A 12,815-nucleotide genomic window follows, 5' to 3' on the forward strand; every position below is an offset into this window, starting at 1 on the left:
CATGGCCAAGCACAATCGCGAACTCAGCTACCAAGCCTACCTGCACTGCCTGGCCTTCGCCCTGATGGCCCAGGGCGTCGTCAGCCTGATTTTCTTCCTGACCAAGGCCAGCCCCGCACGCTACGAACTCGTACTGGTACCCGACAGTGCCCTGATCACCCTCTTCGCCGGCATCGCCCTGCTGAGCGCAACCCGCGGCCTGCACCGACTCTCGCTACTGGCGGGTCTGGCGCTGATCACCGTGGCCGGCTACAGCCTCGGGCACAACGTCCTCGCCGGCGGCAGCGAGCACGGACGCTCGCTGGTCAGCGGCTACTGGCGCATTCGCAGCGAGCTGGCGATCGTCGCCTGCCTGTTCGGCCTGGCCATGCTTCTGGCCGTTACCCGCCAGGGCGGCCGCTGGCTCAGCCAGCTCTGCGGCCTCACCCTGATCGGCCTGGCGCTGCTCTCTCAGGTTTCCCTGCTGGGCGCCAGCCACGGCCTGCCGCGCTTCGCCTTCCGTCCGGAGTACGGGCATATCGCCAACCTCTTCATCGTCCTGCTCGGGGTCGGCGTGCTGCAGCTCTGCGCCCTGCCCGACGAGCGTCGGCGCCTGCTCGACCGACGTGCCACGACCACCGGTCTGCTCGGAGCCCTGATCACCTGCATCGGCTGGTTCCTCCTCAGCCAGAACGAGATCGCCACGCTCAACGCACACAGCCACCAACTGCTACTGCGCGCCCAGTCGTCCATCGAGAACACCCTCACCGTGCGCCTGCAGCTGATGCAGCGCATGGCCGACCGCTGGCACAGCCTGCATGGCCCGTTACCGGAGGCACTGTGGCAACAGGAGTCCAGCGGCTATCTGCGCGATTTCCCCAACATCAACCTGATCGCGGTGCTCGACGCCGATCTCAAGCCGCTCCGCCAGCAGGTCCGCCACACGCGCGCAGGCGACTGGCTGGCGCGTTTTCTCGCCCAGAAGGAGCAGCGTAACTGGCTGCAGCATGTGCGCCAGGGCAAGGGCGCGCAGATGAGCACGGTGCAGAGCTTCAGCGCCACCGACAACAGCACCCTGGTGGCCACGCCCCTGCGGATGGAAGGCCAGCCCGCAGCCCTGCTGGTGGCCGGGCTGGACATCGGCGCGACCCTGGATCGCCAGCTGGGCCGTGACCTGGACGGTTTCGTGCTGGAGGTCTTCGAAGGTTCCAGGCGCATCTATGAGTCCCGCACCGGCAACGATGGCCACAGCCTGTTCCCGGTGGGCGAACAACGCGCCGACCTCGGTCCGGAGGGACGCTGGCAACTGCGCACCTACCTGGCCCTGCCACGCAGCGATTACGCCGCGGTCTACCTGCCAGCGCTGCTCATGCTTTTCGGCCTGGGGCTGACCTTCCTGCTGATGGTCAGCCAGAGCTTTTCGCGCCTGGCCATCGAGCGCAGCCAGCGCCTGCGCGAAATCAACCGCGAACTGGAGTTGAGCCTGCAGCACCAGGCCCGTCTGCAAGCGCAGAACCAACGGATCATGGACCACTCCATGGACGTGCTCTGTTCCATCGATGCCGCCGAGCGCTTCACCCAAGTCAGCCCCTCCTGCCACAGCGTGCTCGGCTACCGGCCCGAGGAAATGATCGGTCGTCCCTACACCGACTTCATCCTCGATGAGGACCGCGAGCGTACCCGTGGCGACATCCAGGCCATTATCCGCGGGGAATCCTGGGACGCCGTGCGCAACCGTTGCAAGCGCAAGGACGGCAGCGAGGTGCACCTGCTCTGGTCCGCCGGCTGGTCGGAAAACGAGCGCACCCTGTTCGCCGTTGCCCACGACATCACCAGCCTGGTGCGCCACGAAGCCTATGCCGAGGATCAGCGCGACATCCTCAGCATGATCTCGACCGACCAGCCGCTACGCGAGATCCTCAAGGCCATCTGCCTGATGAGCGAAACCCTGGATCCGTCCGCACTCTGTTCGGTGCTGCTGGTGGATGGCGAGCCAAAACGCTTGCGCCTGGGCGCCGCGCCAAGCCTTCCCGACGCCTTCAACCAGGCGCTGGACGGCCAGCCCATTGGGCCTTTGGCGGGGGCCTGCGGCACCGCCGTGTTCCGTCGGCAGATGGTGGTCAGCGAAGACATCAGTGAAGACCCGCTCTGGCACGAGCACCGTGACCAGGCCCTGCGCCACGGTTTGCGCGCCTGCTGGGCGATCCCGCTGATCGCCCACCATGGCGATGTGCTCGGCACCTTCGCCGTCTACCTGCACCAGCCGTGCGCCCCGGACGATGAGTCCCTGCAACTGATCGGCACCGCCGGACAATTGGCAGCCATCGCCATCGAACGCCAGAACGACCGCCTCCGCCTGCTGGAAAGCGAGCAGCGCTACCGCTCGCTGTTCATCTTCAACCCCGACCCAGTGTTCTCCCTCGACCGCGAAGGGCGCTTCCTCAGCCTCAATCAGGCCGGCTGCGAGCTGATCGACTACAGCGAATCGGAACTGCTCGGCCAACTCTTCTCCAGCCTGGTGCTCGAAACCGACATCGACTACGCCCGCCAGCACTTTCGCAGCACGCTCGACGGCAAGGCACAGCGCTACGAAGTCCACTGCCACAACCGAGCCGGTGATGTACTGGAACTGGACATCACCCTCCTGCCTATCGTCATCGAGGGGCTAATAGTCGGCGTATTTGGCATCGCCAAAGACATTGGCGAACGCAACCGCATGACCCGCGCCCTGCAAGTCACCCTGACCCAGTCGGAGCGCAAGGCCCTTCTGCTCCGAGGCCTGAGCGAGACCGCCCTGCGCATCGGCGGCATCCTCGATACCCGCGCCCTGCTGGACTTCATGTGCGAACAACTGCGCCTGCTGGTCGGCGCCCACCAGTCACTGCTCGACCTGAGCGATGGACAGGGCCTGAGCACTTTTTCCCTGTCCGCCAAGTACCAGGCCTGGCAAGACCCTCAGCTACCGGCAGAGGGCCTGGCCCTCTATGCCCGCGTCTGCGCTGGCAACCAGCCGATCCTGCTGACCCGCGCCGAGCTGGATGCCAGGGGTGACCCTGACAACGGCCAGCTCCCGTTGCGGGGTTGGCTGGCCGTGCCGCTGATCGATCATGGCGGACATCACCTCGGCCTGATGCAGCTCTCCGACAAGTTCGACGGCGACTTCAACCAGGACGACCTGGCCATCGCCCAACAATTCGCCCAGATGGCCGTGGCCGCGCTGGAGAACATCCGCTTGGTGCAGCAGGTACTCTCCGGCGAACAGCGCCTGCAGGAACAACTGGACTTCACTTCGGCCATCACCAACAGCGTTGGCGAGGGCCTGCTGGCGGTGGATCGCCTGGGGCGGCTGAACTTCGTCAACCCTGCGGGCGCCGAACTGCTTGGGCAGCGCGCGGACGACCTCCTTGGCCAGGCCCTGGCCAAACACCTGCCGCTGGACCTCTACAGCGCCCCGGCGACCGGCGGCCGCCACGGCGAAGTCAGCCTGGGCGGCGAGCGCCATATCGCCTACGACTGCGCACCGCTGCTGCACGCGCAATCCCTCGGCGGCTGGGTCATCGCCTTCCGCGACGTCAGCCGGGCAAAGGAATCCGAAAAGCAGCTGCGCATCCTCCAGCGCAGCATCGAGGCCAGCTACAACGGCGCCATGATCTGCGATGCAACCGACGAGGACCTGCCGGTGGTCTACGTCAACCCGGCCTTCGAACGCATCACCGGCTACAGCGCGCATGAAGCCATGGGGCGCAACTGCCGCTTCCTGCAGGGCGCCGACCGCGAGCAGCCGGGCATCGCCGAAATTCGCCATGCACTGACGGAGAAACGCGAGGTCCACGTCGTGCTGCGCAACTTCCGCAAGGACGGCACGCCCTTCTGGAACGACCTCTACATTGCCCCGGTGCCCAACGAACAGGGTGAAATCACCCACTTCATAGGGGTACAGAACGACATTTCCGAGCAGAAACGGGTGGAGTCCGAACTGGCCTACAACGCCAGCCATGATGTGCTCACCGGCCTGCCCAACCGCTCGCTGCTGGAGGACCGCCTGCGCCAGGGCTGCCAGATCAGCCAGCGCTACCAGCGCAAGCTGGCGGTCATGTTCATCGACCTCGACGGCTTCAAGCCGATCAACGACTCTATGGGCCATGGCATCGGCGACCAGATACTGGTGGAAGTAGCGCGACGCCTGACCCAACAGGTCCGCCCCGGCGACACCGTGGCGCGCCTGGGGGGTGACGAGTTCATCCTGATCCTGCCGGATCTGGCCCGCGAAGAAGACGTGTTGCAGGTGGCTGAACGGGTCATCGACTGCATCGCCCGCCCCTACCCCATCGCCGGTAGCGAACTGCACATCACCGCCAGCCTGGGTATCGCCATGAGCGAGAAAGGCATGCAACAACCCATGCAACTGATCCAGCAGGCGGACCTGGCCATGTACAAGGCCAAGCAGCAGGGACGCAACTGCTACCAGTGGTACACCACCGACCTGGAGCAGAAGGTCAGCGAGCGCGTGACCCTGCGCAACGAGCTGCAGAAAGCGCTGGAAGCCAACGCTTTCATGCTCTACTACCAGCCACAGATCGACGGCCGCAATGGTCGCGTCACCGGTTTCGAGGCCCTGCTGCGCTGGCAGCACCCACTGCTCGGCTTCATCTCCCCGGCGCAGTTCGTTCCCGTGGCTGAAGACACCGGACAGATCATTCCGCTGAGCGAATGGGTGCTTGCCACCGCCTGCCGCGACTGCCGCGAGCTGCTCGACCGCGGCATGACCGGCGCTGTCGTGGCGGTGAACATCTCGGCGGTCCACTTCCAGCGCAACATCTTCGTCGACAGCGTGCGACGCGTACTGGAAGAGACCCGCCTGCCCGCCGAACTGCTGGAACTGGAAATCACCGAGACCGTGCTGCTGGACAACGCCGAGCGCGCCATCGCCACCCTGCAGGCGCTCAAGGCTCTGGGCGTGCGGCTGTCCATCGACGACTTCGGCACCGGCTTCTCCAGCCTCAACTACCTCAAGCGCCTGCCCATCGACAAGGTGAAGATCGACCGCGCCTTCGTCCAGGAAATCATCAGCGACCGGCATGACGCGGCCATCACCCAGGGCATCATCTCCATGGCCCACCACCTGCGCTTGCGGGTGATCGCCGAGGGGGTGGAGAGCGAGTCCCAGTTCGCCTTCCTGAAAAAGAGCCACTGCGACGAGTTCCAGGGTTACTACTTCGCCCGGCCGATGCCCTTCGAGCAGCTCGACCAATTCCTCCACGAACACCACAAGAGCCCGGCCACCTATCTGGAGACACGGTCCGGCTCCAGCAATACCCAGACCCTGTTACTGCTCGACGACGAGGAGAACATCCTCCGCGCCCTGACCCGCGTACTGCGGCGCGATGGCTACCAGATCCTCACCGCTACGCGCGCCCAGGACGCCTTCGCGCACCTGGCCAAGCACGACATCCAGGTGATCCTCTCCGACCAGCGCATGCCGGAAATGAATGGCACCGAGTTCCTCAGCCGGGTCAAGGACCTCTACCCCGACACCATTCGCATCGTGCTCTCCGGTTACACCGACCTGAAGTCCGTCACCGACGCCATCAACCAGGGCGCCATCTACAAGTTCCTCACCAAACCCTGGGACGACGACCAGCTCCGCGCCGTCATCGCCCAGGCCTTCCTCCATCACAGCCTGGCCAAGACCAAGGAAGAGAACGCGGCGGTGGAAGAGGACAAGTAGGGGCGAATTCATTCGCCCCTACACCGCCCCCACCGCCTGCAGCACGCTAGCGCCGGTGAAGAGGAACAGCACCTGCTCCTCCGCCTCCGCGCGAATCGCCTCGCGGCGCTCCGGTTCGCTGATGTAGTCCAGGGACATCTGGAACAGGTTGCGACTGACCAGGCGCGACACGCGCCGCACCACAGGCTCCGCCACCAATGCCGGCAGCAACCTGTGTTCGCGGACGTCCTCGGCCATATCCGCGGCGAAGTCTTCCATCACCTCACGCAGGGCTTCCCGCAGTACCGGGGAAGCGCCATGGAGTTCGCGCACGCCAATGATGAAGGCCTCGGCATTGCCATCGACGAAATCGAAGAACAACTGCACCGTCTCACGGCATACCCGCCGGCCACGACCGAGGTCGATGCCCAACAGTTCCGGCATCACCCCGCCATCGCCCTGCACGGCACGGGCTGCCGCCTCGCGACGCAGGTCGCGCAGGGGCTGGCGCAGCTGGGTGGCAATGGTGCGGATGATGGCCAGGCCAAGGTCGTCCACATCCTTGAAGTGGCGGTAGAAGGTATTGGGATTCAGGCCGGCCTCCCGCGCCAATTCCCGTAGGCCCAGATTTGCCAGGCTGCGGCTCTGGGAACCCAGGCGCAGTGCCGCCTCCATGAGCAGGCGCTTGCCGGGGGCGTCGGTGGCACGTTCTGGCGATTGGAGCTCGTCGCCGCTGACGGAATTCATCTCTGGCCCTACCTAAGGTTGGTTGTGACGGCGTTGGATTGCCGGCGAGTATACATCTGTCTACCTTGGTATACAGCTGTATACGCCGCAATTAACAAGAACAGGAGCACGGCCCATGTCTGCGTCAGCCTCACCCCGCCCCGCTACCCGCCATTGCAAGGTCGCCATCATAGGTTCCGGTTTCTCCGGCCTGGGCATGGCGATCCGCCTGAGGCAGAAGGGCGAGAACGATTTCCTCATATTCGAGAAGGAGCCCGGCATCGGCGGCACCTGGCGGGTGAACAACTACCCGGGTTGCGGCTGCGATGTGCAATCGCACCTCTACTCGTTCTCCTTCGAGCCGAACCCGAACTGGACGCGGATGTTCGCCAAGCAAGGGGAAATCAAAACCTACCTGGAAGGCTGCTGGGAGAAGTACCGGTTGCAGGACAAGACCCTGCTCGACACCGAAATCACCCGCCTGGCCTGGAACGACGTGGACGAGTTGTGGCAGATCGAAGACGCCGCCGGCAACCACTACAGCGCGCAGTTCGTGGTCTCCGGCATGGGCGCCCTGTCTACCCCATCGATTCCGGCCCTGAACGGTCTGGAGACCTTCCAGGGCGCAAGCTTCCACTCCCAGCAGTGGAATCACGACTACGACCTCACCGGCAAGCGCGTCGCGGTGGTCGGTACCGGCGCCTCCAGCATCCAGTTCGTCCCGCAGATCCAGAAGCAGGTCGCCCAGCTCGACCTCTACCAGCGCACCGCGCCCTGGATCATGCCCAAGCCCGACCGCGCCATCAGCGAAGGTGAGCGGTCCCGCTTCAAGCGTTTCCCCTTCCTGCAGAAGCTCTGGCGCGGCGCCATCTATGCCGTCCTCGAAAGCCGGGTAGTGGGCTTCGCCCTGACGCCGAAAGTCATGAAGCTCGCCGAACTGTTCGCCGAGGCCTACATCAAGCGCAAGATCAAGGACCCGGTGCTGCGCGCCAAGGTCACCCCGGACTACACCATGGGCTGCAAGCGGGTGCTGATCTCCAACGACTACTACCCGGCCCTGACTCAACCCAACGTCGACGTGATCACCGACGGCATCCGGGAAATCCGCGCGAACAGCATCGTCACCGCCGACGGCCAGGAGCGCGAGATCGACGCCATCATCTTCGGCACCGGTTTCACCCCCAGCGATCCGCTTCCGCGTGGCGTGGTCTTCGGCCGCAATGGCGTCGACCTGCTGGACACCTGGCCGAACGGCCCCGAGGCCTACAAGGGCACTCTGACCGCCGGCTTCCCCAACCTGTTCTTCCTCATGGGGCCGAACACCGGGCTTGGCCACAACTCGATGGTCTACATGATCGAATCACAGATCCATTACGTGCTCGGCGCCCTCGATCTGCTCGACGCCCGTCGCCTGCGCAGCCTGGAGGTCAAGCGCGACGTGCAGGACAAATTCAACGGCAAGCTCCAGGGCAGCCTGGGCAACACGGTGTGGAACGCCGGAGGCTGCATGAGCTGGTACCTGCACCCGGTAAGCGGGCGCAACTGCACCGTCTGGCCCGGTTTCACCTGGCGCTTCCGCCTGCTGACTCGCAATTTCGACCCGGCGGCCTACCACTTCAGCCGCAGCGTGCCGGCGCACGCTGCCCAAGGCTCGCTGCAGATGTCCACCCAGGAGGTGCCAGCATGAAGTCCTTCGAAAACAAAGTCGCCGCTGTCACCGGGGCCGGTTCCGGCATCGGCCGCGCCCTCGCCTGCGCACTGGCTCGCCAGGGCTGCCACCTGGCACTGGCCGACGTCAACACCGACGGCCTGGCAGAAACCGCTGCGCGGGTGCGCAAGTTGGGCGTGCAGGTCACAGAGACCCGCGTCGACGTCGCCAACCGCGACGCCGTGCATGCCTGGGCCGAGCAAGTGGTGCTGGACCATGGCCGCGTCAACCTGATCTTCAACAACGCCGGCGTCGCCCACGCCGGCACCGTGGAGGGCAGCGACTACTCGGAATACGAGTGGATCATGAACATCAACTTCTGGGGCGTGGTGTACGGCACCAAGGCGTTCCTGCCGCACCTGAAAGCCAGCGGCGAGGGGCATGTGGTGAACGTTTCCAGCGTGTTCGGCCTGTTCGCCCAGCCCGGCATGAGCGCCTACAACGCCACCAAGTTCGCCGTGCGCGGCTTCACCGAGTCCCTGCGCCAGGAACTGGACATGGAAAACAGCGGTGTGTCTGCCAGTTGCGTGCACCCGGGCGGCATCAAGACCAACATCGCCAAGACCGCGCGCATGAACGACAGCCTGGCCAAGGTCACCGGCCAGGAAGCCAGCCGCGCCCGCCAACAGTTCAACGATCAGCTGCTGCGCACCACCCCGGACAAGGCTGCCGAGGTGATCCTGCGCGGCGTGCTCAAGGACAACCGGCGCATCCTCATCGGTGCCGATGCCTGGGCCCTGGACGGCATGCAACGCCTGCTGCCGACCCTCTACCAGCGCCTGGTCACCACCTCCATGCGCCTGGCCGCGAAGTTCGCGCCCAAGCCGCGGGCGGTAGAGGTATCCAAGACGGCCGATTGATCGGGACTGCCGCTCAGTACTTGGCGATTGAAATGGCTATGTCTGCATGACGTGTTGTAGGCAGCTGCATTGCCCGTAGGAGCTGGCTTGCCAGCGAATAGCGACGTTTCGCTGGCAAGCCAGCTCCTACAAGGCTCTTGGCCAGAGGGTAAATCTCTCGCAACAGCTAACGCAGACCTAGCCAATTCATTCACCAAGCAGGCCGAAGGGCTGCCCTGGAACGTCCAGCGAGCCGCCGCAACCCTCACCCCAACCCTCTCCCAGAGGGAGAGGGGCTGCTTGTACCCTGGCACTACCGCCTCCAAACGTGACTTGGAAGTCACTCGTTCGGAAACCCGAACGATATTCGGAGCGCATGTTCGGAACCCCGGACAAGGCGGAATTACCGTTAGCCACCTAACAACATAAAATCCTTTAATTTCAATAATTTACCTACAAGTAAAAGGCACCATACAGCTGGCACGCATTCTGCGAATACAGATCCCCGACGGACGCGAACTCCTACTCGCGCCGATAAGAACAAACAACATCGAGGACTGTCGTTCATGCGTATGCTCCCCAAGGTTCTGGCCACCGCTATCGCAGCAACCCTGATCAGTGCTCCGGCCTTCGCCGCCGAGCTGACCGGTACCCTGAAGAAGATCAAGGAGACCGGCACCATCACCCTCGGTCACCGTGACGCTTCCATTCCCTTCTCCTACCTCGGCACCGAGCCAGGCAAGCCCATCGGCTACTCCCATGACATCCAACTGAAAGTGGTCGAGGCCATCAAGCAGGAACTGGGCATGCCGGAGCTGAAGGTTCGCTACAACCTGGTGACCTCCCAGACCCGTATTCCGCTGGTGCAGAACGGCACCGTGGACCTGGAATGCGGCTCCACCACCAACAACCTCGAGCGCCAGAAGCAGGTCGGTTTCTCGGTAGGTATCTTTGAAGTGGGCACCCGCCTGCTGTCGAAGAAATCCGCTGGCATCAATGAATTCGACGCCCTGAAAGGCAAGAACGTGGTGACCACCGCCGGCACCACGTCCGAGCGCCTGATCAAGTCCATGAACGCCGAGAAGCAGATGGGTATGAACATCATCTCGGCCAAGGACCACGGCGAGTCCTTCCTGATGCTGGAATCCGGTCGCGCAGTGGCCTTCATGATGGACGACGCCCTGCTCTATGGCGAAATGGCCAAGGCCAAGAAGCCTGATGACTGGGTCGTGACCGGTACCCCGCAGTCCTTCGAAATCTACGGCTGCATGGTTCGCAAGGGCGACGAGCCCTTCAAGAACGTGGTCGACAAAGCCATTGTCGACACCTTCGCCTCTGGCGAAATCAACGGCATCTACGAGAAGTGGTTCACCCAGCCGATCCCGCCGAAGGGCCTGAACCTGAACTTCCCCATGAGCGACGAGCTGAAGAAGCTCGTGGCCAATCCCACCGACAAGTCGGCCGAAGAAATCTGACGCCTTGCTCCCCTCTCCCTCCGGGAGAGGGGCCGGGGGTGAGGGTGTTGGAGGCCGCGCGCAGTCGGGTTTCCCTCAACCCAGCCCTCTCCCAAAGGGAGAGGGCGCTTTCTCCCCCCTTCCACTGCCCTCAACCGCAGACAGATCGAACTTACGGGGACAACCCTGATGAATTACAACTGGGACTGGGGCGTGTTCTTCAAGTCCACCGGGATCGGCAGCGAAATCTACCTGGACTGGTTCGTCACCGGCCTGGGCTGGACCATCGCCATCGCCCTGGCGGGCTGGATCATCGCCTTGCTGCTGGGCTCCTTGCTCGGCGTGATGCGCACCGTACCGAACCGCTGGGTATCCGGCATCGCTACCCTCTACGTGGAAGTCTTCCGCAACGTGCCGCTGCTGGTGCAGTTGTTCCTCTGGTACTTCCTGGTGCCGGACCTCTTGCCCGAGCCGCTGGAAATCTGGTTCAAGCAGGACCTCAACCCAGCCACCTCGGCCTATCTCAGCGTGGTGGTCTGCCTCGGCCTGTTCACCGCCGCACGCGTTTGCGAGCAAGTGCGCACCGGTATCCAGGCACTGCCCAAGGGCCAGCTCGGCGCCGCCCGCGCCATGGGCTTCCGCCTGCCGCAGATCTACCGCTACGTGCTGCTGCCCCAGGCATTCCGCATCATCATTCCGCCGCTCACCAGCGAGTTCCTCAACATCTTCAAGAACTCCTCGGTGGCATCGCTGATCGGCCTGATGGAGCTGCTGGCACAGACCAAGCAGACCGCCGAGTTCTCCGCCAACCTGTTCGAAGCCTTCACCCTGGCCACCCTGATCTACTTCACCCTGAACATGAGCCTGATGCTGATCATGCGCACGGTGGAACGGAAAGTGGCGGTGCCCGGCCTGATCTCCGTAGGGGGTAAATGATGGATTTCAGCGCAATCATCCCCGCCCTTCCGGGCCTGGCCGACGGCCTGCTGATGACCCTCAAGCTGATGCTGCTGGGTGTGTTCGGTGGCGTCGCCCTGGGTACCGTACTGGCCCTCATGCGCCTGTCGCACAACCCGATGCTGTCGAAAGTGGCCGGGCTTTACGTCAACTACTTCCGCTCCATCCCGCTGCTGCTGGTGATCACCTGGTTCTACTTCGCGGTGCCCTTCCTGCTGCGGGCGATTACCGGCGAAGACACTCCGGTAGGCGCGTTCACCTCGTGCCTGGTGGCCTTCATGATGTTCGAGGCGGCGTATTTCTGCGAAATCGTCCGCGCCGGCATCCAGGCGATCCCGAAGGGCCAGATGGGAGCGGCACAGGCGCTGGGCATGACCTACGGCCAGTGCATGCGCCTGATCATCCTGCCCCAGGCCTTCCGCAAGATGACCCCGCTGCTGCTGCAGCAGAGCATCATCCTGTTCCAGGACACCTCGCTGGTTTACACCGTGGGCCTGATGGACTTCCTCAACGCCGCCCGCTCCCGCGGCGACATCATTGGCCAGCCCCATGAGTTCCTCATCTTCGCTGGCCTCGTGTACTTCAGCGTCAGCTTCATCGCTTCCCAGCTGGTCAAACTCCTGCAGAAAAGGTTAGCCGTATGATTTCCATCAAGAACGTCAACAAGTGGTATGGGGACTTCCAGGTGCTGACCGACTGCAGCACCGAGGTGAAGAAAGGTGAAGTGGTGGTGGTGTGCGGCCCGTCCGGCTCGGGCAAATCCACCCTGATCAAGTGCGTGAACGCCCTGGAGCCCTTCCAGAAAGGCGACATCGTGGTCGACGGTACCTCCATCGCCGACAAGGCCACCAACCTGCCCAAGCTGCGCTCCCGCGTCGGCATGGTGTTCCAGCACTTCGAGCTGTTCCCGCACCTGTCCATCACCGAGAACCTGACCATCGCCCAGACCAAGGTGCTCGGCCGCAACAAAGACGAAGCCTTGGAGAAAGGACTGAAACTGCTCGACCGCGTCGGCCTCAAGGCCCATGCCCACAAGCACCCCGGCCAGCTCTCCGGTGGCCAGCAGCAGCGCGTAGCCATCGCCCGTGCCCTGGCCATGGACCCGGTGGTGATGCTGTTCGACGAGCCCACTTCGGCACTGGACCCGGAAATGGTCAACGAAGTGCTCGACGTGATGGTCGAGTTGGCCCAGGAAGGCATGACCATGATGTGCGTAACCCACGAGATGGGTTTCGCCCGCAAGGTAGCCGACCGGGTGATCTTCATGGATCGCGGGCAGATCGTCGAAGACTGCGCCAAAACTGAGTTCTTCGGTGACGTCAACGCCCGTTCCGACCGCGCCCAGCAGTTCCTCGCGAAGATCCTCCAGCACTAAGCGCGTTCCCGTAGGAGCCCGCGTTGGGGGGGATTTTTTGCCGCCAGCGGGGGGCAAACGGTTGCCCCCC

General features: G+C 63.8%; 8 protein-coding genes. 7 read left to right on the forward strand and 1 reads right to left on the reverse strand.

All coding sequences use genetic code 11. The features are described 5' to 3' along the window. The first annotated feature begins 1 nt into the window (after position 1). On the forward strand, positions 2-5,707 hold the full coding sequence (locus tag AAHM40_RS01210; RefSeq protein ID WP_342243064.1) for an EAL domain-containing protein: 5,706 nt from the start codon (positions 2-4) through the stop codon (positions 5,705-5,707). A gap of 18 nt (positions 5,708-5,725) precedes the next feature. Here AAHM40_RS01210 and AAHM40_RS01215 read toward each other — a convergent pair whose 3' ends face one another. Continuing rightward, positions 5,726-6,433, reverse strand: coding sequence for a TetR family transcriptional regulator (locus AAHM40_RS01215; RefSeq protein WP_342243065.1), 708 nt, complete (start codon positions 6,431-6,433; stop codon positions 5,726-5,728). 115 nt (positions 6,434-6,548) lie between these two features. On the opposite strand from AAHM40_RS01215, the gene AAHM40_RS01220 reads away from it, so the two are divergent. The 6 genes from AAHM40_RS01220 (at position 6,549) to AAHM40_RS01245 (ending at position 12,745) form a co-directional block, all read left to right on the forward strand. Further along, positions 6,549-8,099 carry a flavin-containing monooxygenase gene (locus AAHM40_RS01220; protein ID WP_342243066.1) on the forward strand — a complete coding sequence of 517 codons (1,551 nt, stop codon included), beginning with the start codon at positions 6,549-6,551 and terminating at the stop codon, positions 8,097-8,099. Continuing rightward, on the forward strand, positions 8,096-8,980 hold the full coding sequence (locus AAHM40_RS01225) for an SDR family NAD(P)-dependent oxidoreductase (protein ID WP_342243067.1): 885 nt from the start codon (positions 8,096-8,098) through the stop codon (positions 8,978-8,980). The genes AAHM40_RS01220 and AAHM40_RS01225 overlap by 4 nt, the downstream gene beginning before the upstream one ends. Before the next feature lie 545 nt (positions 8,981-9,525). After that, positions 9,526-10,434, forward strand: coding sequence for a glutamate/aspartate ABC transporter substrate-binding protein (locus AAHM40_RS01230; protein WP_342243068.1), 909 nt, complete (start codon positions 9,526-9,528; stop codon positions 10,432-10,434). A 168-nt stretch (positions 10,435-10,602) separates the two neighbouring features. Further along, entirely contained in the window at positions 10,603-11,349 is a 747-nt protein-coding gene (locus tag AAHM40_RS01235) for an amino acid ABC transporter permease (protein ID WP_028630924.1), read from the forward strand. After that, entirely contained in the window at positions 11,346-12,014 is a 669-nt protein-coding gene (locus AAHM40_RS01240; protein WP_028630925.1) for an amino acid ABC transporter permease, read from the forward strand. Before AAHM40_RS01235 ends, AAHM40_RS01240 begins: the two co-directional genes overlap by 4 nt. Beyond that, on the forward strand, positions 12,011-12,745 hold the full coding sequence (locus AAHM40_RS01245; RefSeq protein ID WP_342243069.1) for an amino acid ABC transporter ATP-binding protein: 735 nt from the start codon (positions 12,011-12,013) through the stop codon (positions 12,743-12,745). Before AAHM40_RS01240 ends, AAHM40_RS01245 begins: the two co-directional genes overlap by 4 nt. Positions 12,746-12,815: the final 70 nt, after the last annotated feature.

Source organism: Pseudomonas sp. OTU5201 (genome assembly GCF_038440135.1).
In the GTDB taxonomy this organism is placed as follows: Bacteria; Pseudomonadota; Gammaproteobacteria; order Pseudomonadales; family Pseudomonadaceae; genus Metapseudomonas; species Metapseudomonas resinovorans.